Annotated in this window: 25 protein-coding genes, 1 tRNA gene and 2 pseudogenes; 18 read left to right on the top strand and 10 right to left on the bottom strand. The window is 58.9% G+C overall.

Annotated elements, in window-relative coordinates; all coding sequences use genetic code 11:
• Positions 1–26: 26 nt before the first annotated feature.
• The 8 genes from C4J88_RS20015 (at position 27) to C4J88_RS19980 (ending at position 6,067) form a co-directional block, all read left to right on the top strand.
• The gene (locus C4J88_RS20015) at positions 27–503 is read left to right on the top strand and encodes a translation initiation factor 2 (RefSeq protein ID WP_124367997.1); all 477 of its coding nucleotides are present in this window, start codon (positions 27–29) and stop codon (positions 501–503) included.
• A gap of 160 nt (positions 504–663) precedes the next feature.
• Entirely contained in the window at positions 664–918 is a 255-nt protein-coding gene (locus C4J88_RS20010; protein WP_124404994.1) for a YkgJ family cysteine cluster protein, read from the top strand.
• A gap of 41 nt (positions 919–959) precedes the next feature.
• The gene (locus C4J88_RS20005; RefSeq protein ID WP_124407932.1) at positions 960–1,565 is read left to right on the top strand and encodes an START domain-containing protein; all 606 of its coding nucleotides are present in this window, start codon (positions 960–962) and stop codon (positions 1,563–1,565) included.
• 79 nt (positions 1,566–1,644) lie between these two features.
• Positions 1,645–1,905 carry a hypothetical protein gene (locus C4J88_RS20000; RefSeq protein ID WP_124407931.1) on the top strand — a complete coding sequence of 87 codons (261 nt, stop codon included), beginning with the start codon at positions 1,645–1,647 and terminating at the stop codon, positions 1,903–1,905.
• A gap of 213 nt (positions 1,906–2,118) precedes the next feature.
• Entirely contained in the window at positions 2,119–2,460 is a 342-nt protein-coding gene (locus C4J88_RS19995; protein ID WP_057721151.1) for a ribonuclease E inhibitor RraB, read from the top strand.
• A 443-nt stretch (positions 2,461–2,903) separates the two neighbouring features.
• Positions 2,904–4,313 carry a circularly permuted type 2 ATP-grasp protein gene (locus C4J88_RS19990; protein ID WP_124367993.1) on the top strand — a complete coding sequence of 470 codons (1,410 nt, stop codon included), beginning with the start codon at positions 2,904–2,906 and terminating at the stop codon, positions 4,311–4,313.
• Between the two features lie 3 nt (positions 4,314–4,316).
• On the top strand, positions 4,317–5,267 hold the full coding sequence (locus C4J88_RS19985) for an alpha-E domain-containing protein (protein WP_124363975.1): 951 nt from the start codon (positions 4,317–4,319) through the stop codon (positions 5,265–5,267).
• Positions 5,264–6,067 (top strand): transglutaminase family protein, encoded by an 804-nt coding sequence (locus C4J88_RS19980; protein WP_124367992.1) that lies wholly within the window; start codon positions 5,264–5,266, stop codon positions 6,065–6,067. The genes C4J88_RS19985 and C4J88_RS19980 overlap by 4 nt, the downstream gene beginning before the upstream one ends.
• Before the next feature lie 212 nt (positions 6,068–6,279).
• On the opposite strand, the gene C4J88_RS19975 is transcribed toward C4J88_RS19980, so the two are convergent.
• The gene (locus C4J88_RS19975) at positions 6,280–7,086 is read right to left on the bottom strand and encodes a cytochrome c (protein WP_124407930.1); all 807 of its coding nucleotides are present in this window, start codon (positions 7,084–7,086) and stop codon (positions 6,280–6,282) included.
• Between the two features lie 646 nt (positions 7,087–7,732).
• Between C4J88_RS19975 and C4J88_RS19970 the strand changes: the two genes are divergently transcribed.
• The 3 genes from C4J88_RS19970 to C4J88_RS19960 all read left to right on the top strand — a co-directional run bounded on the left by C4J88_RS19970 (position 7,733) and on the right by C4J88_RS19960 (position 11,920).
• Positions 7,733–8,938, top strand: a complete 1,206-nt coding sequence (locus C4J88_RS19970; RefSeq protein ID WP_124407929.1) for an acetyl-CoA C-acetyltransferase — start codon at positions 7,733–7,735, stop codon at positions 8,936–8,938.
• A 17-nt stretch (positions 8,939–8,955) separates the two neighbouring features.
• A complete protein-coding gene (locus tag C4J88_RS19965; RefSeq protein ID WP_124407928.1) occupies positions 8,956–11,103 on the top strand; it encodes a 3-hydroxyacyl-CoA dehydrogenase NAD-binding domain-containing protein in 2,148 nt (715 codons plus the stop codon).
• Positions 11,104–11,188: 85 nt separating this feature from the next.
• Positions 11,189–11,920: an amidotransferase gene (locus tag C4J88_RS19960; RefSeq protein ID WP_124367988.1), complete on the top strand. Its 732-nt coding sequence runs from the start codon at positions 11,189–11,191 to the stop codon at positions 11,918–11,920.
• Here the strand turns inward: C4J88_RS19960 and C4J88_RS19955 are convergent.
• The 3 genes from C4J88_RS19955 to C4J88_RS19945 all read right to left on the bottom strand — a co-directional run bounded on the left by C4J88_RS19955 (position 11,898) and on the right by C4J88_RS19945 (position 14,656).
• Entirely contained in the window at positions 11,898–12,869 is a 972-nt protein-coding gene (locus tag C4J88_RS19955; RefSeq protein WP_124363969.1) for a magnesium and cobalt transport protein CorA, read from the bottom strand. The genes C4J88_RS19960 and C4J88_RS19955 overlap by 23 nt on opposite strands.
• 158 nt (positions 12,870–13,027) lie before the next feature.
• On the bottom strand, positions 13,028–13,750 hold the full coding sequence (locus C4J88_RS19950) for a 1-acyl-sn-glycerol-3-phosphate acyltransferase (protein WP_124407927.1): 723 nt from the start codon (positions 13,748–13,750) through the stop codon (positions 13,028–13,030).
• A 213-nt stretch (positions 13,751–13,963) separates the two neighbouring features.
• Positions 13,964–14,656: a crotonase/enoyl-CoA hydratase family protein gene (locus C4J88_RS19945; protein WP_124367986.1), complete on the bottom strand. Its 693-nt coding sequence runs from the start codon at positions 14,654–14,656 to the stop codon at positions 13,964–13,966.
• A gap of 319 nt (positions 14,657–14,975) precedes the next feature.
• Here C4J88_RS19945 and C4J88_RS19940 point away from each other — a divergent pair.
• The 5 genes and pseudogenes from C4J88_RS19940 to C4J88_RS19920 all read left to right on the top strand — a co-directional run bounded on the left by C4J88_RS19940 (position 14,976) and on the right by C4J88_RS19920 (position 19,364).
• Positions 14,976–15,065: transfer RNA gene (locus tag C4J88_RS19940), tRNA-Ser, on the top strand.
• A gap of 251 nt (positions 15,066–15,316) precedes the next feature.
• The gene (locus tag C4J88_RS19935; RefSeq protein WP_164485269.1) at positions 15,317–16,900 is read left to right on the top strand and encodes a GGDEF domain-containing protein; all 1,584 of its coding nucleotides are present in this window, start codon (positions 15,317–15,319) and stop codon (positions 16,898–16,900) included.
• Positions 16,901–17,119: 219 nt separating this feature from the next.
• Complete coding sequence (locus C4J88_RS19930; RefSeq protein ID WP_124408660.1) at positions 17,120–17,836, top strand: 2OG-Fe(II) oxygenase; 717 nt, start codon at positions 17,120–17,122, stop codon at positions 17,834–17,836.
• 99 nt (positions 17,837–17,935) lie between these two features.
• Positions 17,936–19,038: pseudogene (gene ada, locus C4J88_RS19925) on the top strand (bifunctional DNA-binding transcriptional regulator/O6-methylguanine-DNA methyltransferase Ada).
• Positions 19,035–19,364, top strand: coding sequence for an Ada metal-binding domain-containing protein (locus C4J88_RS19920; RefSeq protein ID WP_305955141.1), 330 nt, complete (start codon positions 19,035–19,037; stop codon positions 19,362–19,364). Before ada ends, C4J88_RS19920 begins: the two are co-directional and overlap by 4 nt.
• A 171-nt stretch (positions 19,365–19,535) precedes the next feature.
• Here C4J88_RS19920 and C4J88_RS19915 read toward each other — a convergent pair whose 3' ends face one another.
• From C4J88_RS19915 to C4J88_RS19900, 4 genes and pseudogenes are all read right to left on the bottom strand, one after another.
• Positions 19,536–19,871 carry a hypothetical protein gene (locus tag C4J88_RS19915; RefSeq protein ID WP_124367983.1) on the bottom strand — a complete coding sequence of 112 codons (336 nt, stop codon included), beginning with the start codon at positions 19,869–19,871 and terminating at the stop codon, positions 19,536–19,538.
• A 144-nt stretch (positions 19,872–20,015) separates the two neighbouring features.
• Positions 20,016–20,594 (bottom strand): DUF4337 domain-containing protein, encoded by a 579-nt coding sequence (locus C4J88_RS19910; protein WP_124367982.1) that lies wholly within the window; start codon positions 20,592–20,594, stop codon positions 20,016–20,018.
• Positions 20,595–20,693: 99 nt separating this feature from the next.
• Positions 20,694–21,050, bottom strand: a complete 357-nt coding sequence (locus C4J88_RS19905; RefSeq protein WP_164485268.1) for a helix-turn-helix domain-containing protein — start codon at positions 21,048–21,050, stop codon at positions 20,694–20,696.
• A pseudogene (locus C4J88_RS19900) lies at positions 21,004–21,255 on the bottom strand (type II toxin-antitoxin system RelE/ParE family toxin); the annotation flags it as partial. The pseudogene C4J88_RS19900 and the gene C4J88_RS19905, both read right to left, overlap by 47 nt.
• A gap of 226 nt (positions 21,256–21,481) precedes the next feature.
• Between C4J88_RS19900 and C4J88_RS19895 the strand changes: the two are divergent.
• Complete coding sequence (locus C4J88_RS19895; protein ID WP_124407925.1) at positions 21,482–22,168, top strand: HAD-IA family hydrolase; 687 nt, start codon at positions 21,482–21,484, stop codon at positions 22,166–22,168.
• A gap of 128 nt (positions 22,169–22,296) precedes the next feature.
• Here C4J88_RS19895 and C4J88_RS19890 read toward each other — a convergent pair whose 3' ends face one another.
• Positions 22,297–23,043 carry a 3-oxoacyl-ACP reductase family protein gene (locus tag C4J88_RS19890; protein WP_124367979.1) on the bottom strand — a complete coding sequence of 249 codons (747 nt, stop codon included), beginning with the start codon at positions 23,041–23,043 and terminating at the stop codon, positions 22,297–22,299.
• A 105-nt stretch (positions 23,044–23,148) separates the two neighbouring features.
• Here C4J88_RS19890 and C4J88_RS19885 point away from each other — a divergent pair, with 105 nt between their 5' ends.
• Positions 23,149–24,072, top strand: a complete 924-nt coding sequence (locus C4J88_RS19885; RefSeq protein WP_124407924.1) for a LysR family transcriptional regulator — start codon at positions 23,149–23,151, stop codon at positions 24,070–24,072.
• A gap of 115 nt (positions 24,073–24,187) precedes the next feature.
• On the opposite strand, the gene C4J88_RS19880 is transcribed toward C4J88_RS19885, so the two are convergent.
• A complete protein-coding gene (locus C4J88_RS19880) occupies positions 24,188–24,916 on the bottom strand; it encodes an aspartate/glutamate racemase family protein (RefSeq protein WP_124367977.1) in 729 nt (242 codons plus the stop codon).
• Positions 24,917–24,921: the final 5 nt, after the last annotated feature.

Here is a 24,921-nt window from a genome sequence, read left to right as displayed (position 1 = left end):
CTTCTGCCGTTAATGCTGTTGGCGATATGACCTCTATTTTTCGCGCTGTCTGGATGGTTGGCTTGATAAGTCTATGCAACGTCGGCACTGCGCTGGCGGCCGCGCCTGTGACGGACACCAAGCCTGCTGCAAGCGTCGAACAGAAGACCGCTGCGAAAAAGCCGGCACCGCAGGCGAAGAAAAAAACCGCCAAGGTAAAGAAGCGCGCACCGATTGCGAGCAAGTCCAAGTCTGCCCACGAAGTCGCCCAGACCAAGCTGCCACCGGCACAGTTGGACCTGTCCCTGCCCTCGGACATGGTCAGGCTGCTGCAACCCATCGGCACCATGCCCAAACCCAAGAGCGTGCCGTTATTGCCGCCGATGTTCAGTGAAAAACCGTCCGACAACAGCGCGTTCCAGATCAACGGCCGCTTGCTCAGCAACGAGATGAAGCTGCAGTTGCGCAACGAAGAGCGACGTGACGTGGAAGGTGCCGCGCTGGATTTTGAATTCAAGCAATAAACCCACGATCATCAGTGAGCCGCGCCACTGACCACCGGTCGTAGACTGGTCGGTCACTTCTGTTTTGTACGAAAAACCCCTGTTGGACCATTTTAAAACGGCTGTTTAAGGGCGTACTCTAGCCCGGCCATCCCATTGAGTCGTCGAGGACCTGTTGGTCATGAAATGCCGTGAAGGCTGTGGCGCTTGCTGCATTGCCCCCTCCATCAGTTCGCCCCTACCGGGAATGCCCCACGGCAAACCTGCGGGCGAACGCTGCCTGCACTTGTCGGTCGAACAGCTATGCCAACTGTTCGGCCAAGCGGAGCGGCCAGCGGTGTGCAGTGATTTCAAGGCAGATATCGAAGTCTGCGGCAACGACCAGGCCGATGCGATCCGCCTGATCGGTTGGTGGGAGCAGATGACGGCGGCTTGATGGGCTTTACTATCGGAACTTCAACAACAAGGAATACAACGATGGGTTCGCTGAAACGAATGGCTGTGGTATGCGGTTTTACGATGATGTTCGCTGGCGCTGCCCAGGCTGAGGATTGGCAAGACGCCAAGAATGAGGACGGCATCAAGGTGTCCCTGAGCGAAGTGGCCGGCTCCAAGTACAAGGCCTATCGCGGTGTGGCTCTGATCAAGGCGCCCGTGGCGAAGATCCAGGCCCTGCAGGAAGATGTCGCTGGCGCCTGCTCGTGGATCCATGAGTGCAAATCCCAGAAACTGGTCGACAAGAAAGGCGATGAGGCCTGGACCTACACCCAATTCAAGGCACCGTTCCCTGTGACGGATCGCGATTCGTATATCCATGTCACCACCACCAAGGCCGCTGACGGTAGCGTTACCCGCACGTTGCAAGGGGTGCCGACGTACAAGCCGGAAGAAAAAGGCTATGTCCGGGTCGCCCAGGTGGAAGGTTTCTGGAAGCTGGTGCCCAAAGGCGCCAACGAGACCGAAGTGACCTACCAGGTGCACACCGAGCCCGGCGGCAGCGTGCCGTCGTGGTTGGCCAACAAGTTCGTGGTAGAAGCACCGTTCAACACGCTCAAAGCGCTGAAGGAACACGCCGAGAAGTAAACGCGGCCGATCCGGTGCCTCCTGCCTTGAGTGGAACGTTTGGTGAAGCCTCAAGGTCCAGATAGATGTGAGCCCACACATGGGTTTTATCGAGGAGGCACCGATGCCGAAGTGGAACATTTCTTTCATCAATGACCGTGGCGAGCCGGAAGTCGAGCAGTTTGACTGCGATCATGAGCCGACGCTGGAAGAAGCTGCACAGCTGGTGCGCGTGCGTGTGTCGCCGGTATTGGAAAAGTTGGACCTCAACGATCTTGCCGATCGTGTCCCTGATCCCACGGTCAAGAGCTTGCACGATCAAAATGGTATCAAAGACCTCAAGGTCGAACCCTGCGCCTGAATATTCCCTGTAAGCGATCCATGCACCTCTGGTAGAGGTGATAGCTTCGCGTTACTCTGCAATCGAGATCAGCGAATGAATCGCTAAGGTCTGGTCTTGTCAGCTACATGCTTGTTTTCCTGCGGTGTCGTTATTGCCGTGGTGCCCGCGCCAGCAGCGCGCGGGTTTCAGGAAGCACGGAAAGTCTATCCATCAGTCTGAGGAGGACGTTTCATGAGCACAGCCTATCAAGAAGACATCAGCACCAACGTTCTGCGCCGCATGAAAGAAGGCGGCTTTGACTTTTCACGTTTTCACCCCATCGAGTTCTACGCGATTTTCCCGGATGAAGAACGGGCGCGCAGGGCTGCGGGTCGATTTCGCGGAGAATCCCTGAACGCCCAGGTCAGCGCCCGCGACGACGGTGCCTGGTACCTGGAACTGAGCAAAATCATGTCTGCAACGTACGACGGCATAGGAGACTTCGAGCAGGACTTTGAGGCAGTGGTGGAGCCGTTGGGCGGAATTATCGAAGGCTGGGGCGTCAAGCAGGAGGTGCGTGGGTTACCCATGTAGCGTTTATGAGCAACACAGCGTATCGGCTGACCTTTTGGGTCGGCCGATTTTGTTTGGGCTCGGCAAACATGTTCGGAACGTGCACTTTCCTGCACGCAAAAAAAGCCACCCGAAAGGGTGGCTGAAGGGGAAGATCGAGGAGCCGATCACACGAGCTGGCACGTTACTGGTTGTACAAAAGGTTTAGCTGTAAGACATGTCCTGTTCAGCTGATGAGCGCGATTATCCGCAGAAGTGCGCGGGCAATGAAATCAACGCTGACTATGCTGTTGATAGTCCAACGCCGCATTACGATGAGGCGTGTGGCAGGGCTGCTGTCATTTCGCGCACCAGGACGGTGCGAGGGGAATTCGGGGCTTATCCAATCCTTTGATTTGAAAGTGTTTATGCCGCTGGCACGGGCCTTGCGAAGGGTCTGTCGTCCGGGTGACAAGGAGTACGGCATGATCCGCACTTATTACGATGAAATGTACGATGGGGCAGGGCAGGTTCGTCCCCATTACCGCGAGTTCGCCCGTTGGCTGGCCGACACCCCTGCCGAACTGCTGGCCCAGCGTCGACGCGAGGCCGATTTGCTGTTCCATCGTGCCGGAATCACCTTCACGCTGTATGGCGACGAGCAAGGGACGGAGCGCTTGATCCCCTTCGACACCATCCCCCGCAGCATCCCGGCGAGCGAATGGCACATGGTCGAGCGCGGCTGTATCCAGCGGGTCAAGGCGTTGAACATGTTCCTCGCCGACCTCTACCACGAACAACGCATCATCAAGGCCGGGATCATCCCCGCCGAACAGGTACTGGCCAACGAGCAATACCAGTTGGCAATGCAGGGCCTGGACCTGCACCGTGATCTGTATTCCCACGTTTCCGGGGTAGACCTCGTACGCGATGGCGACGGCACTTACTACGTGCTGGAGGACAACTTGCGTACGCCGAGCGGCGTCAGCTACATGCTTGAAGACCGCAAGATGATGATGCGCCTGTTTCCCGAGCTGTTCGCGGCCCAGCGTATCGCGCCGATTGACCATTACCCCAACCTGTTGCTCGACACCCTGAAGAGTTCCAGCCCCCTGGATAACCCCAGCGTGGTAGTGCTGACCCCTGGGCGTTTCAACAGTGCTTTCTTTGAACATGCCTTCCTCGCCCGGGAAATGGGCGTGGAGCTGGTGGAAGGCGCCGATTTGTTCGTGCGTGATGACCGCGTGTTTATGCGCACCACCGACGGCCCCAAAGCGGTGGACGTGATTTATCGCCGTCTCGACGACGCGTTTCTCGACCCGCTGGCTTTCAATCCGGCGTCCATGCTCGGCGTACCGGGCCTGCTTGCCGCCTACCGCTCGGGCAACGTGGTGCTGGCCAATGCCATCGGCACCGGGGTGGCGGATGACAAGTCTGTGTACCCATTCGTTACCGAGATGATCCGTTTTTACCTGGATGAAGAACCGATCCTGCAGAACGTTCCGACGTTTCAATGCCGTAAGCCCGATGAATTGTCCCACGTACTGGCCAACCTGCCCGAGTTGGTGGTCAAGGAAACCCAAGGCTCCGGCGGCTACGGCATGCTGGTGGGCCCGGCGTCCACCGCGGCGGAAATCGAAGCCTTCCGCGCACGCATCAAGGCCAAGCCCCACGCCTACATCGCCCAGCCAACCCTGTGTTTGTCCACCTGCCCGACGTTCGTCGAAAACGGCATTGCCCCGCGGCATATCGACCTGCGCCCGTTCGTGCTGTCGGGCAAGGAAACCCGCGTGGTGCCCGGTGGCCTGACCCGGGTGGCGCTGCGCGAAGGTTCGCTGGTGGTCAACTCGTCCCAGGGCGGCGGCACCAAAGACACCTGGGTGGTCGAGGATTGACACATGTTGAGTAGAACTGCCTCGGATTTGTATTGGATGTCGCGCTACCTGGAGCGCGCGGAAAACCTCGCGCGCATGCTCGATGTCAGTTATTCGCTGTCGCTGATGCCCCAGGACGGGCGCGGCGATGGTCTGCACGAATTGGCCATGCCGCTGTTGATCACCGGCACCCTGGAGGATTACCACGAGCGCCACGGTGAACTGCATGCCGAACGCCTGCTGCACTTTTTCGCCCTGGACGCTGCCAACCCGGCCAGCATCTACAGCTGCCTTGGCGCCGCACGGGCCAGCGCCCATGCGGTACGTGGGCGGATTACCGCCGACATGTGGGAAAACATCAACGCTACCTGGCTGGATATTCGCGATATCGCCCAACAGGGCTTGAGCCGCTACGGCATGAGCCGGTTTTGCGAATGGGTCAAGGAGCGCTCGCACCTGTTCCGCGGCGCCACCTACGGCACCATCATGCGTAACGATGCGTTTCGCTTTATCCGCTTGGGCACCTTCATCGAGCGCGCCGACAACACCCTGCGCCTGCTGGACGCGCGTTACGAAATGGCCGGCGACCAGGCTGCAACGGTCAGCGATGGCACGGCCCACGCCTACTATCAATGGAGTGCGTTGCTGCGGGCATTGTCGTCGTTCGAGGCCTATACCGAGATTTATCGGGATGCGCCGGGCGCCCGGCAAGTCGCCGAACTGTTGCTGCTGCGCGCTGATGTTCCGCGCTCGCTACGGGCCTGCAGCGAAGAGATCGACCAGATCCTCGCCAGCCTGCCGGGCCTCAACGGTCGCCCGGCCCAGCGCCTGGCCGCCGAGATGGACGCGCGTCTGCGCTTTACCGCCATCGATGAAATCCTCGAGGAAGGCCTGCACGCCTGGCTGACCGACTTTATCCCCTTGGTCCGCCAGTTGGGCGACGCCATCTACAGCTCCTACCTGGAGGCGGCATGAGACTCTCCATCAGCCACGAAACCACCTACCACTACCAAGACCAGGTGCGCGCCAGCATCCAATATCTGCGCCTGACGCCCCACGACAGCGAGCGTCAGCGTGTGCTGAGCTGGCAGCTCGATCTGCCGCGCCCCGTACGGGCGCAAGTGGACCCATTCGGCAACATCCTGCATGTGCTGACCCTGGACGAACCTCACGACGCCATCATCATCGGCGCCCGTGGCCAGGTGGATATCGACGAATTGAGTGAGGCTGAACACGAGAGCCAGTCGGCCTTTCCGTTCCTGCGCGGCACGCGCCTGACCGAGCCCGACGAAGCCCTGCGCGGTTTTGCCCAGCAACACTGCCACCAGCGTCGCGACCGCACGGCACTGATCGACCTGATGCATGCCCTTAACCAATCGATGGTCTACACGCCGGGCGCCACGGACGTCGACACCTGCGCTGCCGAGGCCTTCGCCGGCCGCGCGGGCGTGTGCCAGGACCATACCCATGCGTTCCTGGCCTGTGCGCGCAGCCTGGGCATCCCGGCGCGATACGTATCAGGGTATCTGTACACCGAAGACAGCGCGCACCTGGCCAGCCATGCCTGGGCCGAAGCCTGGCTGGATAACGCTTGGTACAGTTTTGACGTGACCAACCAATTGGCCCGGCCGGAGCGGCACCTGAAACTCGCCGTGGGCCTGGACTACCTGGACGCCTGCCCGGTGCGGGGCATGCGCCGTGGGGGAGGGCATGAGCAGATGCATGCCAAGGTGTTTGTCGCACCGACGCCGGTGGTTTCCGTGCAGCAGCAATAATCTTAAATACAACCCAATCCCAGTGTGGGAGGGGGCTGTGTTGTTTCAGGAGGTTTTGCAATGCGGCCTGCCGTGCGCCGGGCCGACTGACTGTACTCAATCCAAAATGTGGGAGGGGCTTGCTCCCGATGGCGGTGTGTCAGTTACCGATAAGCTGACTGACACACTGCTGTCGGGAGCAAGCCCCCTCCCACTTCTGATCTGCGCGAGCCTCAAGGCTGCTGTTTGCGCCCCGCCATATGCTGCAAATATCCCACCAGCAAATCCAACTCATGGTCCGGTAGCACACTGGCCGAGAACGCCGGCATCTTCGCCTGCGGCCAACGTCGCAGGCTCTGAGGGTCACGAATGTAACGCTTGAGAAAATCACCACCGAAATACTCGGTAGGGCTGTACGGGATATTCAAGTCCGGCCCCATCTGCGCATCGCCCGCCCCGTTTAGGCGGTGGCAGGCCAGGCAATTTTTCTGGAACACCGCGAAGCCTTGGTTGATCGGGCTATTTGCGGCCAGTTTCGGATCAGGCAGCAGCGCCGGAAAGCGCTCGACAACGGTCTGCAGCTGCTTGATGCTGGATATCTGAAACGGCCACTGTTCCGGGCTGATATGCCCGGCCTGCGGATCGGTCCACACAAGGTAGAACGGCCCCGCGCTCGGTTTGCCATCTCCCAGCGCAGGCCATGGATGGGCCGGGTCTTCCACCGCCAGCCAGGCGCGAGCGCCGGTGTTTTCCAACAGTGGCGCGACGGCGAGTTCGGCGGCAAAACCGTCGAGGGCCACCGCTTGCACATGGCTCGCAGGTTTCAGGCCCGGTAGGAGACTCGCCAAGGGCACTGCGCGGTAGGTCATGGTGCGCTTGTAGGAAACGTCATCGACGATCTGCACCGTCCGCGCATCCGGGTGCTTGAGTAGCTCCGCCGTCTGCCAAGTCTTGCTGGCGTGGTCCAGTTCGATGGTCAGTTGCGCCGCCGAAGCGGGCAGGGTCAGCAACAGCGCGAGCAAGGCGAGGATAGATTTCAAAGGGCAGGCCGTTTCGAGGGGACGGGAGAACTACGATAGCGCAAATCTGCGCGCAAAAAGACAGCCCCTGCAACAGGACGGCTATACGCAATGCCCCGGCAGGTGCTGCCAAACGCTGTAATCCCGATGCTGTGTACGCACGGAATAATTAGGTCGAGTCGTCACCCGATAACCTTGGTTAAATTGGGCAAGATCAGAATCAGTGTGGTGGCGAACAAAATAAGTCCCGCCTGACGTACTTTCGAATGTTTGAACATGGCTGACTGCCTTTTGTTGTTATTCCTGAACGTCAAATGCGTACCGGTTGATCCAGTATCGCGACCTGGCGTGAAACTTTTCTTACAACCGCTCCAGCAAAACCCGGCAGCAGCTTCTTACAGATTCAACCTTAGAGCCGTCGTTCTTCGGCGCATAGATCCATTTCATATCAGCTAAGCACTTTATCCGCTTAAAACGGCATGAGGCGTAGTGCCATCTTGGCGCCAACCCCGAGGCTAGACAGCTAAAACGATTAACCCAGGGTTTCCCGTAGCTGCCTACCGTTCGTCCGAGCGAGGGGGTCAAAAGCAATGAGCGCATCCGTCATTGAAACCGTGTCAATCGGGCTTAAGGTAGGGGCCTACACCCACTGTGGTTCGAGGCCATCATGACCCAAGCTTTGATCTTTGATGCGATACGCACGCCCCGAGGCAAAGGCAAGGCCGACGGCGCCCTGTACAGCGTCAAGCCGGTCAATCTGGTCGCCGGTTTGCTCAGGGCGCTGGCGCAACGCAGCGACCTCGACACCCGTCAGGTGGATGACATCGTGCTCGGGTGCGTCACCCCAGTGGGCGACCAGGGCGCCGATATCGCCAAGACCGCCGCACTGGTAGCGGACTGGGACATCAGCGTTGCCGGCGTGCAGGTCAACCGCTTCTGCGCCTCGGGCCTGGAGGCCGTCAACCTCGGGGCGATGAAAGTGCGTTCCGGCTTTGAGGACCTGGTGGTGGTTGGCGGCGTCGAGTCCATGTCCCGCGTGCCAATGGGCAGCGACGGTGGCGCCTGGGTTCTCGACCCGCAAACCAACCTGCACAGCCACTTCACGCCGCAGGGCATTGGTGCCGACCTGATCGCTACCCTGGAAGGCTTCACCCGCCAGGACGTGGACACCTTTGCCCTACAGTCCCAGCAGAAAGCCGCCAGGGCACGAGCAGACGGATCCTTCAACAAGTCGCTGATCGCGGTGCAGGACCAGAACGGCATTGTGCTGCTCGACCATGACGAATTTATCCGTGGCGACTCCACCCTCGAAGGCCTCGGCAAGCTCAAGCCGAGTTTCGAAATGATCGGCCAGATGGGCTTCGACGCCACCGCGTTGCGGGTCCACAGCCAAGTGGAACGCATCCAGCATGTGCACACACCGGGCAACAGCTCCGGGATTGTCGATGGCGCTGCCTTGATGTTGATTGGCTCCGAGGCCAAAGGGCGCGAGCTCGGCTTGCAGCCGCGCGCGCGGATTGTCGCCACGGCGGTGACCAGCACCGATCCCACCATCATGCTCACCGGTCCTGCACCGGCCACGCGCAAGGCGTTGGCCAAGGCCGGCCTGCGCGTCGAGGACATCGACCTGTTCGAGGTCAATGAGGCGTTCGCTTCGGTCGTGCTCAAATTCATCAAGGACATGGGCATCGACGCCGCCCGGGTCAATGTCAATGGCGGCTCCATCGCTCTGGGCCACCCGCTGGGCGCCACCGGCTGCGCGATCCTCGGCACCTTGCTCGATGAGCTGGAAGTGCGTCAGCAGCGCTACGGCCTCGCCACCCTGTGTGTCGGCGGTGGCATGGGCATCGCCACTATCATCGAACGCCTCTGAGCCTTAGGGAAACTGTCATGACCGACGCCATTCGTTATGAAAAAGGCCAGGACCAGATCGTGGTGCTGACTCTCGACACGCCCGGCCAAAGCGCCAACACCATGAACGCCACGTACCGTGCGGCCATGGCGGCCACCATTGCGCGCCTGGAGGCAGAAAAAGCCGACCTGGCCGGGGTGATCATTACTTCGGCCAAGAACACGTTTTTTGCCGGCGGTGACCTCAATGAGCTGATCCAGGTCGACACTGCCCACGCCAAGCAATTCTACGACGGCGTCGGCGTGCTCAAGGCGCAACTGCGCAGCCTGGAAACTCTTGGCAAACCGGTGGTGGCCGCGATCAACGGTGCGGCCCTTGGCGGTGGCTGGGAGATTTGCCTGGCCTGCCATCACCGGATCGCGCTGGACGACAAGTCGGTGCAGCTCGGCCTGCCCGAAGTCACCCTGGGCCTGTTGCCGGGCGGCGGCGGGGTGGTGCGCATGGTGCGCCTGCTGGGCCTGGAAAAAGCCCTGCCATATCTGCTGGAAGGCAAGAAAGTGCGGCCGGTGCAGGCATTGCAGGCGGGCCTGATCGATGAGATGGCGGCAGATCGCGATGAGCTGCTGGCCAAGTCCCGCGCCTGGATCCTCGCCCATCCCGAGGCCCGGCAGCCTTGGGACCATAAGGGCTATCAGATTCCCGGGGGCACGCCGTCGAACCCGAAAGTCGCGCAGATGCTCGCCATCGCACCGTCGATTCTGCGCAGCAAGACCCAGGGCTGTTTCCCTGCGCCGGAGAAAATCCTTTGCGCTGCCGTGGAAGGCGCTCAAGTGGATTTCGACACTGCGCACTTGATCGAAACCCGCTATTTCACCGAGCTGGTGACCGGGCAGGTGGCGAAAAACATGATCGGTACATTCTGGTTTCAGCTCAATGAAATCAACGCCGGCCGTTCGCGACCACAGGGTTTTGCACCTTTTGTGACGCGCAAGCTCGGTGTGCTCGGCGCCGGCATGATGGGGGCGGGCATTGCGTATGCCAGCGCCTGTGCAGGGATCGACGTGGTACTCAAGGACGTCAACCTGGCGGCGGCCGAAAAGGGCAAGGCCCATTCGGCCGCGTTGCTCGACAAGAACGTCAGCCGTGGGCAATTGACCGCCGAGCAGCGCGAAGCCACCTTGGCGCGGATTTGCCCTACACAGGATGACGCCGACTTGGCCGGCTGTGACCTGGTGATCGAAGCGGTGTTCGAAGAACGCGACCTCAAGGCCAGGGTATCGTCCGCCGCGCAACGCGTAGTCGGGGCGGACGTCGTGATCGCTTCCAATACCTCGACCTTGCCCATCAGCGGCTTGGCGACCGCGGTGCCCGACCCAGGCAAATTCATCGGCCTGCATTTCTTCAGCCCGGTGGACAAGATGGCCCTGGTGGAAATCATCAAGGGCGCGCGCACCAGCGACGAAACCCTGGCTCGAGGTTTTGACTTCGTACTGCAAATCAAGAAAACCCCGATTGTGGTCAACGACAGCCGCGGGTTCTTCACCTCGCGGGTGTTCGCCACGTTCACCAACGAAGGCATCGCCATGCTCGGCGAAGGCGTGGCCGCGCCGATGATCGAGACCGAAGCGCGCAAGGCCGGTATGCCGGTCGGGCCACTGGCGGTGTCGGATGAAGTATCCCTGAGCCTCATGAGCCATATCCGACAGCAAACCGCCAAGGACCTGCAAGCCCAAGGCGAGGTGCCGAAGGCCCACCCGGCGACGGCGGTGATCGACCTGCTGGTCAACGAATACAAACGCACGGGCAAGGCCGCCGGTGGCGGTTTTTATGACTATCCAGCAGGCGCCCGGAAGCACCTGTGGCCAGAACTCAAGGCGCGGTTCGAACAGCCCGGTAAACAGATTTCGCCCCAGGACGTGCGCGACCGCTTGCTGTTTATCCAAGCCATCGAAACCGTGCGTTGCGTGGAGGAGGGCGTGTTGATGTCCACGGCCGACGCCAATATCGGCTCGGTCTTCGGCATTGGCTTTGCCGCCTGGAGTGGCGGTGCGTTGCAGTTTATCAACCAGTACGGCCTGAACGACTTCATCGCCCGGGCGCGCTATCTGGCCGACGCGTATGGCGAGCGGTTTGCGCCGCCGGCGCTGCTCCTGGAGAAAGCCGCACAGGGTGAAACGTTCCGCTGATCAGGGGGCAGGGCTTGCTTTGAACAGGTGTTTCAAGGCACGCTCTGGGTGTTCAATATTCCCATCGCCGTGTCAGGTATTTTTTATGTCGCTACGCGTCTGCATCCTGGAAACCGATATCCTGCGTCCAGGCCTGATCGATCAGTACCAAGGTTACGGGCAGATGTTCAAGCGCCTGTTTGCCAAGCAGCCGATTGCCGCAGAGTTTGTGGTTTACAACGTGGTGCAGGGTGAATACCCGCCGGATGACGAAGCCTTTGACGCGTACCTGATCACCGGCAGCAAAGCCGACTCGTTCGGCACCGACCCGTGGATCCAGACCCTCAAGACCTACGTGCTCCAGCGCTACGAGCGCGGCGACAAGTTATTGGGTATCTGCTTCGGCCACCAGTTGCTGGCGTTGCTGCTCGGCGGCAAGACCGAACGCGCCAGCCAAGGCTGGGGCATGGGCATTCACGACTACACCATCGATGCCAAGGCACCCTGGATGAGCCCGCAAGTGCCGGAACTGACGCTATTGATCAGCCACCAGGACCAGGTCACGACCCTGCCGGAAAATGCCACGGTCATTGCCTCGAGCGAGTTTTGCCCCATCGCGGCGTATCACATCGGTGACCAGGTGTTGTGCTTCCAGGGTCATCCGGAATTTGTTCACGACTATTCCCGCGAACTGCTTGAGATTCTTCAGACAACCCTGGGCGAAAAGGTCTACACCAACGGCGTGGCCAGCCTGGAGCGGGACCACCACGGCGCGACCGTGGCGGAATGGATGATGCGCTTTGTAGCGCACAACGTTAAAGCCAACCCGACCGTTTGAAGCTCGCCCACAGGCTGGTGCAGCCCACCGCAATCAACCCGAGCACTGCAAAATAGCCGTAGTGCCATTGCAGCTCGGGCATGTTCTGGAAATTCATCCCATAAATCCCCGCGACCGCCGTGGGGAACGCGAGGATCGCCGCCCAAGCGGCGAACTTGCGCTGCACCACGCTCTGGCGCGAGGCCTCCAGTAACACGCCGATCTCGATGGTCTGACTGGCGATATCGCGCAGGGTCGTCAGGTCTTCCATCTGCCGCGTGACGTGGATCTGCACATCACGGAAATACGGGCGCATGTTCTTGTCGATAAACGGGAAGCTCAGCTTCTGCAGTTCCTGGCTGATCTCCACCATCGGCGCCACATAGCGCTTGAGCCGCAACACGTCGCGGCGCAGGCCGTGAAGGTTCTGGATGTCGCGCTCGCTCAGGGAACTGCACAGCACGTTGCGCTCCAGTTCATCGATCTCGGCGTGGATCGCCTCGCTGACCGGCTGATAGTTTTCAGTGACGAAATCCAGCAAGGCATAGAGTACGAAATCTTCGCCATGCTCCAGCAACAACGGACGCGCCTCACAGCGCTGGCGTACAAAACCGTAGGAAGCTGAGTGTCCATTACGGGCGGTGATGATGTAGCCATTGCCGGCGAAGATATGAGTTTCGATAAACTCCAGCTTGCCGTTCTCCCGCACCGGTGAATAGGTGACGATAAACAGCGCGTCGCCGAAGGTTTCCAGCTTCGGGCGGCTATGCTTTTCCATGGCGTCTTCGATCGCCAGCTCGTGCAGGTTGAACTGGCGTTGCAGGTTGTTCAGCTCCTGAGCACTGGGCTCTTCCAGGCCGATCCACACAAAGTGGCCGGGTTTGGCGGCCCAGGCCGCGCCTTCGTCGAGGGTGATATCAGTGACTTTCTTTCCGGCGCTGTAGACGGCGGCCGCAACGACTCTACCCATGGTGCTGATCACTTCTTATCAGGAGGACAAATGTTGGGCAGCTTAGCCTGAATGGCGTTCCGTTGTAGCGAGGGTGATCGTTCCCACGCTCTGCGTGGTAATGCCCCCCGTGACGCTCCGCGTCGCCCTGCGCGCTCCTCAGACCACGCCGCAGGCGTTCAAGCGCTTTGCAGCTCGCGATCCATCTGCGCAATGCACTCATCCATCTGCGCCTGACACGCTTGCATCAACGCCGGAACGTCATCCGCAGTCATGCCCGCAGTAGGAATCGGCGCCAACGAGCGTATGAGTACATCCCCACTGTTCCAGCGATTAAGTCGCATATGCGTGACGTAATGACTGACACACACCTGCACGATCGGCACACCGGCCGCAATCGCCATATGGAACGCGCCTTTTTTGAACGGCAACAAACCTTTGCCCAGGTTGCGCGTGCCTTCTGGAAACACCCAGATAGACGTGTCTTCGTGTTGCAAGGTGCGGGTAACGGTGAGCATGGCCCGGCGCGCCTTGTGCGCATTGCCGCGGTCGATCAACACATTGCCGGCCAGCCAGAACAACTGGCCGAACAACGGCACCCATTTCAGGCTCTTCTTGGCGATGCATACCGTGCGGTGGGGCACCACGGTACCGAGCACAAACAGATCGTAGTTGGACTGGTGGTTGGCGATCACCACGCAAGTGCCGGGCTTGTTACGCAGGGAGTCGACATCGGCTTTCACGTTCAGGCGCAGGATCCACATCGCTGGCAGCGCGTAAAGGCGTGCGCACAGACGGCTGTTGTCCGGATTGAACGGCCGGCAGATCCCCAACAGCACGCCCAGTACACCGGCGACTATAAAGTGCAGGCCCATCAACAACATACGTAACAGAAAAAGCATCGACGGGGCTCACCGAGACAAAAGGTGGCGCAGTGTACGGATGTGCACTGTATTCGGCAATTGCCCCAGCAGAGGTAGGAGATAGGCGATGTTTAAGCGTATGTTTCAACGTGCGCCGATAACGCTTGTCTAGAGCGGCCCGGGTTATTTCGGTTTGGATTGTAAGAAAAAGCCCGACTCAAGGTCGGGCTTCGGTACAGCAAGTGTGGGACGTTAAATCAGGTTATGGCCTTGGTCCTGGATGATTGCATCATCCAACGCATCCAGCAGTGCCTTGCGCACTTTCAACTTGGTGTGTTTGTGCGCATTCATATTGATCTTCTTCAACTGCCGCGCCGCTTCCAGTGCCGCCGCGTGCAATTCTTCCGGCGCTACCACCTTGTCGAGGAAGCCCGCTTGCAGAGCGCCTTGCGGGTCAAACATCTCGGCGTTGATCACCGATCGATGAAATGCCGACTTGCGCAGACGATCCCGCGCCAGCTCGATACCGGCGTGGTGCATGGTCATGCCAATCGCCACTTCATTCAGGCCAATGCTGAACGGGCCTTCCACACCAATCCGGTAATCCGCCGACAGCAGCAGGAACGCACCCTTGGCCACCGCATGCCCAGGGCACGCCACAATCACCGGGAACGGATGCGCCAACAGCCGACGCGCCAGCGTCGAGCCCGACGTGACCAGGCCTATGGCCTCTTTAGGGCCGGCCGTCATCACCTTCAAATCATAACCCCCCGACAGAATCCCCGGCGTGCCCGTGATCACCACCACCGCCCGATCCTTCTCCGCCTGGTCCAGCGCCGCATTGAACGCACTGACCACGGCGGGAGAAATGGCATTTACCTTGCCGTTGCTCAGGGTCAGGGTCGCGATACCGTCTTCGAGGTGGTAGGCAATCAACTCACTCATGACGCGGTTCCTTGTAGGACTTGTTATAGAAGATGCAGCAGACGTTACCCACCACGCCCGCGCGGGTAAAGCGCCGTGACTGACTGCCCAGTCAGGCTTTCGCTTAACGCCCGGCAGCAGAGCGCCTGGGGCAGGGCACCACAGCCAGCGTAGACCATCCCGAGCCATGCCCGAGATTGGCACAATCACCACCGCGCACAGGCCGTGTTCCGGCATACCCGTCTAACCGCATGAAAATTCTGAAAAAAACCTTTGCCATCAGAAAGGCTTTCGACTACATTAGCGCGCCTCGACAGACTGAACTGGTTTGACGAGATACGGTGAAGTGTCCGAGTGGCTTAAGGAGCACGCCTGGAAAGTGTGTATACAAGAAATTGTATCGAGAGTTCGAATCTCTCCTTCACCGCCACATTCTTAAATCGCAAACCCCTGATTTTCCTAGAGAAAGTCGGGGGTTTGTGATTTTTGGCACCCGAAAAATGGGCCTATGGGACCGCCATGGGACTGGTGCGCTTTTTGGGTGCGTAAATGGTGGCTGGTTGGCCTGCTACGAGGAGTGAAGTCTAATCTGGTCGGCGGCGCTGATAGGGCCGACGCTTGTCGAGTCCATGGACTCGGGATCTGATTGCTGTGGGTAGACTCCACCTAGATTTATGAGTTATGGAAAATTCACAGGAAGATTCAGCACTCCAAGCTAAGATGAGCTCAATGAAAACGATAACGCTCGTGTCCGGTCGATTAACACCTAAAGCCCTCTCTGTGGGCTTGATAGCGTTTATTTTCCTGGCCTGTGTCATGCTAGTGACCGCAATTGCTTGGCAGTTAAAACAATCGGCGGACGAACGACTGGCAAATGCGAAGATTGCTGCGCATAACATTGTTCGCGCTTCCGAGCAGCAAGCTCAAGACACCATACGTCAGGCTGAAAACATACTCGATAACCTTGTTGAGCGGTTTGAAAACGACGGGCTTGACGCCGAACACATGGCCCGCTTATCCAAAGTGATGGCCAGCAATGTTCAAGCAACCGACGGAATTCAAGGGTTGTTCATATACGACGAACATGGGGACTGGGTAGCGAATTCCTTTTCTTCAAAGCCGGTCGCCAAGAACAATAGTGATCGATCTTATTTTATCTACCACAAGAATCATCCTGGCACGGCCGTCCGTATAGGCGAGGTGATTTTGAGCCGAACCACGGGCGATATGATCATTCCTGTAAGCCGGCGCACCGAGCACAGTGATGGCAGCTTCAGCGGCGTCGTTTTGGCAACGTTGCCAGTTGCATATTTCCAGAGTTTTTTTAACCGGTTGGATGTCGACAAACGGGGAGTAATACTTCTCGCACTCAGTAATGGCGACTTGCTTGCGCGCCGACCAATGATTGACGCGTTAATGACAACTAATATCTCAAAGGGAGACCTGTTTAGTCGGTATTTGATACACAACGACGAGGGCACAGCGACCCTCACCTCTGTCGTGGACGGGGTTGAGCGAGTCTATGCCTACAGCCGTATACAAGGCCTACCCCTGGTCACTGCAGCCGGTTTATCGTTAGATTCAGTATTCGCCACCTGGTGGACGTACGTCTATCAAGCATCGGTTATGGTGGTGCTTATAATTTTTGTGCTGACTAGCCTGGGGTTCCTTTTTTACCGGCAAATTCAACGCGTGTTGGTGGCAGAGGAAGAACTGCGTCTTGCGCATTGCGATTTAGAACATATTGCTAAGACTGATAGCCTTACCGGTTTACCTAACCGTAGGTGCTTCGACTCTACACTCGAAAAAGAATGGTCAAGAGCATGTCGCACTGGGAATAGCGTAGCGCTCATACTTATCGATATTGATTGGTTCAAGCAGTACAACGACTATTATGGTCACGTTGTCGGTGACGAATGCCTGCGGCGAATTGCAGAACTAATAGGTACAAACATAAACCGTCCAGCCGACCTCGCTGCGCGATATGGTGGGGAAGAGTTTGTAATACTGCTTCCAGAAACAGAGCTTTCAGGAGCAGTCAAGATTGCTGAAGAAGTGCGTTCAGCTATAGAGGCCGAAAAAATTGCACATCAGGGGAGTCCGGTTGGCTTTGTCACCATCAGCGCAGGTGTAAGTTCCAACCATCAGCGTGGTGTGAATACAGCGACTGATTTGCTAGCAAAGGCTGATGGTTTTCTTTATGGCGCGAAGAAAAGAGGGCGCAATCGGGTAGAACACCAGTCAGAGGACGTCTTGGAAACATGAGACATTGGGGCGAGAGCTTGAGTGCACGCTGATACTTTAATCGACTGTCCATGTTGCGAGAGCGTTGCTCATTGACATAGCTGGCTCCATTCTCTCAAACGTTGAAGCCTCCTAGAAACCCATGCCGGTTCACTGGATTAATTTGATAGCAACAAACCGGAGGCTCCCGTGGATTGCCTGCGGTATGTTGACAATCATGCAATCCACAAGGGAATGGCAATGGTCGATAGGGCATTGGAAACAAGGCTCGCTTGCGAAAACTGGAGTGAGCATCTACATCGCGTAAACGCCAGCGGCTTTACCGTCATCGAGAACCTGCTCGACCCAGACGTCTGCCAGCGTCTTATCGATAGTTACTACGAGCCGGACATCTTCAGGTCGTGTATCAATATGAGCAGGCACGGCTTCGGTTCAGGCCAATATAAATATTTTGCCTACCCGCTGCCGCCGATTATCGCCACATTGAGATCCTGTGTTTACCCGCAGATGGTCCCACTGGCCAACTATTGGAACACTAAACTTGGCCTCGAACCTCCCTATCCCGAACGCCACGAAGACTTTCTAAGCCAGTGCCACGACGCCCGGCAAGAGCGCCCCACCCCACTGCTGCTGCGCTACGGTGCAGGAGACTACAATTGCCTGCACCGCGACCTATATGGAGACATTCTGTTTCCCGTGCAGATGGCTATCCTCCTGTCTGAGCCCAATGACGACTTTAGCGGCGGCGAATTCGTGCTTACCGAACAGCGGCCACGGATGCAGTCCAGGGTCAACGTAGTGCCGTTGCGCAAGGGCGATGCAGTGATTTTTGCCGTCAACCGCAGGCCCGTGAAGGGGGTGAGAGGCTTCTACTCCGTATTTACGCGCCACGGCGTGAGCGAGGTCAGAGCGGGGCACCGGTTTACCCTTGGGGTAATATTCCATGACGCGCAGTGATGGGGCGGCCAAGCGTTCGAATTTGAAAGCAAGACTCGGAGTTTTAACGCGGTTCAATAGCGATAGGCTTGTGCAAATTGCGAAGATGGGGGCATTGCCATGGAATGCGTTAAAGACCAAACCACCCAGCCCGTGCTGAGGGCCGAGGACGATCCGCGCTGGAATATTCTCGTCAACCGCCAGGCTGATGCAGAGCTCGATTTCGTCTACGGCGTGCTGACCACTGGGGTTTACTGCAAACCCTTCAGTCCGACCAAGCTGCCTCGGCCAGAAAATATCGTGTTTTTCGACACCGCAGCTGAAGCCGAAAGGGCCGGGTTTCGCCCCTCCAAGCGCGACAGCAGCAACCCGGCGGCCGTCGCCCAGAAGCATGCGGCGGCTGTTGCCGAAGCCTGCCGGCTTATCGATGCATCGGACGTGGTTCCCAACCTGGGTGATCTGGCCGAACAGGTGGGCATGAGCAGCTTCCACTTCCATCGAGTCTTCAAGAAACTTACGGGCCTCACGCCTAAAGCCTACAGCGTCGCTTCGTTGCGTTCGCGCGTCAGAGACCAGCTTTCGCTCAGTGGCACCATCACCGACGCTCTTTATGAGGCGGGCTATAACTCCAACAGCCGATTCTATGAGGCGTCGCAAAATATCCTCGGCATGAAACCCACCGAGTACCGCGCAGGGGGGCCAATGTGGATATCAAATTCGCACTGGGCGAAAGCGCGCTGGGCTCGATCCTGGTGGCCCGAAGCGCGCGCGGCATTTGCGCAATTTTATTGGGCGATGACCCTAATGTGCTGGTGGAGAGCTTTCAGGACCAGTTCCCCAACGCCAACCTGATTGGCGGCGACGCCGAGTTCGAGGCGCTGGTGGCCACCGTCGTCGGCTTTGTCGAATCGCCCGGCACCGGTTTTGCGTTGCCATTGGACATCCGTGGCACCGTATTTCAGGAACGGGTTTGGCAGGCGCTGAGGGATATTCCTGCAGGAACGACCGAGACATACGCCCAGGTCGCCGCGCGGATAGGTATGCCCAATGCCACCCGTGCAGTGGCTAACGCATGCGGGGCCAATAAACTCGCGGTGGCGATTCCATGCCATCGCGTGGTGCGCAGTGATGGATCTTTGTCTGGCTACCGTTGGGGAGTGGAGCGTAAGCGCAAGTTGATCGAGCGCGAGAAGAGCATGCACGCTGCACATGTTGTCGGATGACTGCACCGGACGGGGGAGGGTGCGTAATGAGGCGATGGAAAGTCATGGATTCCCACGGCAAACCCGCCCTCAGTTCCAAGCCGGGTCAGTTTGTCGGGCATAAAGGAAGCAAGATCTACGGGCGCCTGGACTGCCCGGCTGCACTACGGGCATTGAGCAAAGGCGGGTATGTGAAGGATCGTGTGTTTTTTATCGATGAACAGACCGCACGATTGGCAGGCTATCGCCCCTGCTTTCGATGCATGCCCGCCAGTTACCGTGAGTGGAAGCTGACAATTGAAGGGCACATAAGGGGGCGTGTGATAACGGAAGAATGTGAACCTTAGACTATCGGTGTATCCGCGTTTTCAACTTGATCAAGCACGCAACTTAGCAGGCCAGTACTGTTAAGTAATAGGACAGCCGCGATTACGTCAATACTACTGAAGTTCATGGGCCATCCCCTGAAGTCAGGCCCATGAAACGTCGCTTGCCAGGCTCAGCGCCCGGCAACTTACTTATTGCGCGGTTTTCAACTTGACTACATCACCGGAAATCTTGGTGGTGTAGCCGTTCAGTACCCAGGCCCAGAACCATTTTTCCTGCACTTGGGTGTTGATCATGGCGTCGCCGCCTTTGGCCTTGATGGCTGCATCCTGGGCGCGGACGAAGCGGCTGTTCTGGCCGATCGGGATAATACCCAGCAGCATAATGCCGGTGGCGCTGGCTTCGCTGTGGCCGAGCACGGTGTATTGGCTGGCGTCGTATTGCTGGGTTTTCATGGCGGTGCCGGTGCAACCTGCCAGGGTGAAACCAAGAACGGCTGCTGCAACTACTTTACTGATGTACTTCACGCGTAACTCCATGGGCTGAATATCGAGATTCAATTCTCGAGGCGCGATACTTTAATCGCTCAGAGGGCGGATTGAAATCAGCGCGCCAAGGTTTCATTTTATGTGGCGACAGTCAGGCCGCCTCCCACATTTGCCCGCGCTCGGTCAGAGATGCAGCCATGCCAGGCTACCCAGCACCACGGCCACACCGCCGGCCGAATACGCCATGCGCTTGAGCCATTCCTTGCGCGTGAGCAAGGTGATCGCCGCCAGTGAGATCGCGATCTGAATCGCCGTCATCGCCTGGGCCCAACGATGGTGCTGGTGCAGCGCTTCTTCGGATTTGCGGTCCCATTCCAGGGAGGTCGCTTCAAGCTTCTCGGCCTGTTTGCGCACCTCTTCCTTCTGGCTTTTATAGCGCTGGATTTCGTCGTTGTAGTGGGCGGCATCCACGCCGGGAATGTGCGTGGCCAGTTCTGCCAGATTCTGGCGGCTGGATTTGGCCTGATAGTAATTCCATTGGTTGGCGGCTTCGGTCTTGATGATAGCGGCGTTGTTCTTGTCCATCGCCGCCTCGCTTTCGCTGGAGCCGGCCTGGTAGCTGAGCATGGCGCCAACGGTGGCCATGATCGCGGTCATCACCGCGATACGGCTGGCAAAGGTGTCGCCGCGGCCGTGGGCATGTTCGGTGGTGTGCTCGAGGTGTTTTTCGTGGGGGCTGGGAACGTCGAAGGCTTCGGACATGGCGGCGTCTATGAAGGGGCAGAGGGAGCCTGATTCTTCACCAGTGCAGCTGTCTCAACGCTGTCGATAACGTCGGATCAGGGCACGTGCAGCACGAGGTCATAGCTCAAGTTGACAGGCGTTTATACCAAATGCCTTGGCAATCTTTTCCCGCGTGGTCCGACGCGGTTTGTTTACCGCTTCTTGCTGGGCGAATGCAGATTGTGAAATGCCCAGTCGCTTGGCGACTTCTTCCTGGGTGAGGTTCAGGTGCTCGCGCCAGGCACGTATAGGCGTAGCTCCATCCACCAAGCGACTGACGACAGCATGAGGAATAAGATTCGGGTCGTTTTGCTGGGCCACATAGTGTTCATAGGGAATCACCACGAAGGCTGGCTTGCCCTCGGTATTGTGGATGATCTGTACGGCAGTAGGTTCGCTCGTCACGTTTCTTGACCTCTTGAATGCTGACCACATGAATGTCCCCGTCCCAGTCGAACACTACGCGGTAATGACCTACCCGAAGCCGATAGCCGTGAGGGTAATTAACCAGCTTCTTGACATTGACTGCGTCGGGCATGCGCTCAAGCGCCGACACCGCATCGCGTACCTGTTGCTGATGATAGGTATGCAGCCGAAGTAGCTGTTTGACGGATTTACGAGTCCAGTGGATCGAATTCATTGGAGGTTAATAAGTCTTTTATAAGGTTTGCAAGGTGTATTTTCGGGCCCTGATCAAAGACTGGTCGCTCCCACACACAAACCCTAGACGTGCGCCGCGCGCGCCGGTTGATAAAACTGTTGCCTGGTATGAATATCCGATCCAGGCTTCAGGAAGGTTGCCTGCAAGCAACCAGGGCCGTTATTGTGCTGAATCCTTTTAGTCCTTCCTCCAGGGTTCTGTTGTGATGAATGCACCGCGTACCGCTGTCCCGATCAAGGCTGTGATTTTCGATATGGACGGGTTGTTGCTGGACACCGAAGGCATCTACACCGAAGTCACGCAGATCATCGCCGAACGCTATGGCCGCACCTATGACTGGAGCATCAAGCAGCACATCATTGGGCGCGGTGCCCAGGACTTGGCGGACTATGTGGTCAAGGCGCTGGACTTGCCGATCACGCCGGCTGAGTTTCTGCAGATTCGCGAACCGCTGATGAGCGAGCGTTTCCCCAAAGCCCTGGGCATGCCCGGCGCCGAGGCGTTGGTGCGGCATTTGAAGGCGCATAACATCCCGATTGCGGTGGGCACCAGTTCGTCGCGCAACTCGTTCGGCCACAAGACCACCTTGCACCGCGATTGGTTTGGCCTGTTCGACACCATCGTGACCGCCGACGACCCGGAAGTCGGTGCCGCCAAGCCTGCGCCGGACATCTTTCTCACTGCCGCGCGCCGCCTGGGTGTGGCGCCCGAGGATTGCCTGGTGTTCGAGGACTCGCCGTTCGGCGTGACGGCAGCGAAAGCGGCGCACATGACCGCCATCGCCGTGCCCGATGAGGCCATGGCCGACAACAAGTATCAGCATGCCGACCAGATCATCCGCAAACTTGCGGATTTCGACCTGGCTGCCTACGGCCTGCCGCCCATGACTTGATTCAACCCGGAAAAATGTGGGAGGGGGCTTGCCCCCGATAGCGGTGTATCAGCCAACTTATCAATAGCTGACCCACCTCAATCGGGGGCAAGCCCCCTCCCACATGGGTTGTGCCGTGTTGCTACATATCAGGCGCTGAAGCCACCGTCGATGGTCAAGCTGGCGCCTGTGATGTACCCGGCTTCCGGCCCGGCAAGGTACGCCACGAAGCTGGCAATTTCCTCCACATGCCCATACCGACCCACCGCCATCAGCCCAATCAAGCTATCGGCAAAATCACTGTTTGCCGGGTTCATATCGGTATCCACCGGGCCTGGCTGCACGTTATTGATGGTGATACCTCGTGGCCCCAGGTCGCGCGCCAGGCCTTTGGTCAAACCGACCAACGCCGCCTTGCTCATCGCGTACGGACCACCACCGCCAAACGGCATGCGCTCGGCGTTGGTGCTGCCGATATTGATCACCCGGCCGCCTTCGCCCATGTGCTTGGCAGCCTCCTGAGTGGCGATAAAGACGCTGCGCACGTTGATTGCCAGGGTCTGATCGAAGTCTTCCAGCTTGAACGCTTCCAGCGGCGCGATGGCCAGCACTCCTGCATTGTTCACCAAAATATCCAGGCGCCCGAAGGTGTCGACTGTGACGTTGACTGCGTTGCGAATCGCCGTGGCATCGGCGCTGTCGGCCTGAATCGCCAGGGCTTTGCCGCCTGCGCTGATCACGCTGTTCTGCAAGGCTTCAGCCTTGGCGGCCGAGTTGATGTAGGTAAAGGCAACGGCGGCGCCTTGGGCGGCGAGGCGCTTGACGATGGCCGCGCCGATGCCGCGGGAACCGCCTTGAACCAAGGCGACTTTGCCAGTGAGGGTAGATGGGGTCATGTCGATCTCCAAGTAGTTGATGAGCCGAGTATCGACCTCGCCCACCGATACCGGTAGAGCATGATTGCTATAGTCTGTGTAAACCAAAAGTTTAGAGTAGGCGATATGGAAAGCTTTGGGAGTATCGAATGCTTTGTGCGCAGCGCCGAAGGCGGTAGCTTCGCGGAGGCTGCGCGGCACCTGAGCCTGACGCCGGCAGCGGTCGGCAAAAGCGTGGCCAAGCTGGAAGCGCGCCTGGGCGTCAGGCTGTTTCAGCGCAGCACCCGCCGCCTGACCTTGACCGAAGCCGGCAAGCTGTTCCTCGGCGAAGTCAGCGGCAGCCTCACCACGATTCAAAACGCCGTGGCCAACCTGGCCAGCGCCGAAGGCCGGCCGGTGGGCACGCTGAAAGTCAGCATGGGCACCGTATTTGGCAATCGGTATGTGGTGCCGTTGCTGGGTGAGTTCATGCGACGCTTCCCGGCTATCAGCCCGGATTGGCATTTCGATAACCGCCAGGTCGACTTGATCGGCCAGGGCTTTGACGCCGCCATTGGCGGCGGCTTTGAACTGCCCCAAGGCGTGGTGGCGCGCAAGCTGACGCCGGCGCACCGGGTGCTGGTGGCTGCGCCGGCTTACCTGGCGCAACGCTCTGCGGTACGTACGCCCGAGGATTTGTCGCGCTGCCATGGCATCCTGATCCGCTCACCGCAAACCGGCCGGGTGCGCTCATGGCAACTGACCCATCGCGAGCGCGAGCACAGTCCCCTGGTGCTCAAACCCGCGATGACCATGAGCGATTCTGAAGCCGCCTGCTGCGCAAGCGCCCAGGGCCTGGGCATTGCGTTGGTCAGCATGCCGATGGCTGTGCCGTTCCTCGACAGCGGTGCGGTGGTGCGAGTGTTGCCGGACTGGTATGTGGACGACGGCAATATCTCCATCTACTACGCCGAGCACAAACTGCTGCCGGGCAAGACCCGGGCGTTTGTGGATTTTGTGATCGAGCAGTTTGTCGAGCGACGGTTGGGGCAGCGATTCAGTGCGACCTAACTGCCGTGCAGTGAACAAAATGTGGGAGGGGGCTTGCTCCCGATAGCGGTGGGTCAGCTATAGATAAGCTGGCTGATACACCGCAATCGGGAGCAAGCCCCCCCACAGTTGATCCTCAGTGCCCGAACTTGCCGGGCCAACCGATGACTTTCTTTGACCTGGGCGTTGCATAGGTCCTGATCTTTGACGTCGACAAACCCAACCGCACCAGCGACTCGGCGATGGTCACCGCCGCCGTCACCCCATCCACCACCGGCACCCCGGTGCGCTGGCGAATCTGCTCGTCCAGCCCGGCCATGCCGCCGCATCCCAGGCAGATCACTTCTGCCTTGTCCTCAAGGATGGCCAGTTCCGCCTGGCGCACGATGGCTTGCATGGCGGCCAGTGGGTCTGCTTCCAGCTCCAGCACCGCCATGCCGCTGGCGCGCACTGAGGCGCAGCGCTGGTACAGGCCGGCGAGTTTCAGCCGGTCTTCGATCAACGGCACTGTGCGGTCCAGGGTGGTCACCACCGAATAGGCGTGGCCCAGGAACATCGCCATGCTGGCCGCGGCCTCGGTGATATCCACCACCGGCACGTTGAGCAATTCCTGCAGGCCTTCGCGGCCATGCTCGCCGTAGCCGGCCTGAATCACCGCATCGAATGGCTGGTCGTAGGCCATTACGCGATCCATTACCGCGATGGCGGCCAGGTAGCTTTCAAAGTTGCCCTCCACCGACTCGGCGCCGAAGTAGGGGGTGAGCCCGACGATCTCGGTGCCCGGCGAGGCCACGCTGCGCGCCTGCTGAGCGATGGTTTGTGTGATGGATTCAGTGGTGTTGACGTTGACCACGAGGATGCGCATGGAAG

Source organism: Pseudomonas sp. R4-39-08 (assembly GCF_003852275.1).
GTDB lineage: Bacteria > Pseudomonadota > Gammaproteobacteria > Pseudomonadales > Pseudomonadaceae > Aquipseudomonas.
The sequence above is the reverse complement of the archived record's forward strand: the minus strand, read 5'-3'. Positions and strand labels throughout refer to the sequence as shown.

Coding starts and splice junctions, on each gene's coding strand:
- C4J88_RS19995 (WP_057721151.1), top strand. CDS start 2,119: ATGAGCACAGCCTATCAAGAAGACATCAGCACCAACGTTCTGCGCCGC.
- C4J88_RS19965 (WP_124407928.1), top strand. CDS start 8,956: ATGACCGACGCCATTCGTTATGAAAAAGGCCAGGACCAGATCGTGGTG.
- C4J88_RS19945 (WP_124367986.1), bottom strand. CDS start 14,656: ATGAGTGAGTTGATTGCCTACCACCTCGAAGACGGTATCGCGACCCTG.
- C4J88_RS20015 (WP_124367997.1), top strand. CDS start 27: ATGACCTCTATTTTTCGCGCTGTCTGGATGGTTGGCTTGATAAGTCTA.
- C4J88_RS20010 (WP_124404994.1), top strand. CDS start 664: ATGAAATGCCGTGAAGGCTGTGGCGCTTGCTGCATTGCCCCCTCCATC.
- C4J88_RS19960 (WP_124367988.1), top strand. CDS start 11,189: ATGTCGCTACGCGTCTGCATCCTGGAAACCGATATCCTGCGTCCAGGC.
- C4J88_RS19890 (WP_124367979.1), bottom strand. CDS start 23,043: ATGACCCCATCTACCCTCACTGGCAAAGTCGCCTTGGTTCAAGGCGGT.
- C4J88_RS19935 (WP_164485269.1), top strand. CDS start 15,317: ATGGAAAATTCACAGGAAGATTCAGCACTCCAAGCTAAGATGAGCTCA.
- C4J88_RS19930 (WP_124408660.1), top strand. CDS start 17,120: ATGGTCGATAGGGCATTGGAAACAAGGCTCGCTTGCGAAAACTGGAGT.
- C4J88_RS19880 (WP_124367977.1), bottom strand. CDS start 24,916: ATGCGCATCCTCGTGGTCAACGTCAACACCACTGAATCCATCACACAA.
- C4J88_RS19985 (WP_124363975.1), top strand. CDS start 4,317: ATGTTGAGTAGAACTGCCTCGGATTTGTATTGGATGTCGCGCTACCTG.
- C4J88_RS20005 (WP_124407932.1), top strand. CDS start 960: ATGGGTTCGCTGAAACGAATGGCTGTGGTATGCGGTTTTACGATGATG.
- C4J88_RS19955 (WP_124363969.1), bottom strand. CDS start 12,869: ATGGGTAGAGTCGTTGCGGCCGCCGTCTACAGCGCCGGAAAGAAAGTC.
- C4J88_RS19905 (WP_164485268.1), bottom strand. CDS start 21,050: ATGTGGTCAGCATTCAAGAGGTCAAGAAACGTGACGAGCGAACCTACT.
- C4J88_RS20000 (WP_124407931.1), top strand. CDS start 1,645: ATGGGTTTTATCGAGGAGGCACCGATGCCGAAGTGGAACATTTCTTTC.
- C4J88_RS19920 (WP_305955141.1), top strand. CDS start 19,035: ATGACTGCACCGGACGGGGGAGGGTGCGTAATGAGGCGATGGAAAGTC.
- C4J88_RS19885 (WP_124407924.1), top strand. CDS start 23,149: ATGGAAAGCTTTGGGAGTATCGAATGCTTTGTGCGCAGCGCCGAAGGC.
- C4J88_RS19895 (WP_124407925.1), top strand. CDS start 21,482: ATGAATGCACCGCGTACCGCTGTCCCGATCAAGGCTGTGATTTTCGAT.
- C4J88_RS19910 (WP_124367982.1), bottom strand. CDS start 20,594: ATGTCCGAAGCCTTCGACGTTCCCAGCCCCCACGAAAAACACCTCGAG.
- C4J88_RS19970 (WP_124407929.1), top strand. CDS start 7,733: ATGACCCAAGCTTTGATCTTTGATGCGATACGCACGCCCCGAGGCAAA.
- C4J88_RS19980 (WP_124367992.1), top strand. CDS start 5,264: ATGAGACTCTCCATCAGCCACGAAACCACCTACCACTACCAAGACCAG.
- C4J88_RS19990 (WP_124367993.1), top strand. CDS start 2,904: ATGATCCGCACTTATTACGATGAAATGTACGATGGGGCAGGGCAGGTT.
- C4J88_RS19950 (WP_124407927.1), bottom strand. CDS start 13,750: ATGCTTTTTCTGTTACGTATGTTGTTGATGGGCCTGCACTTTATAGTC.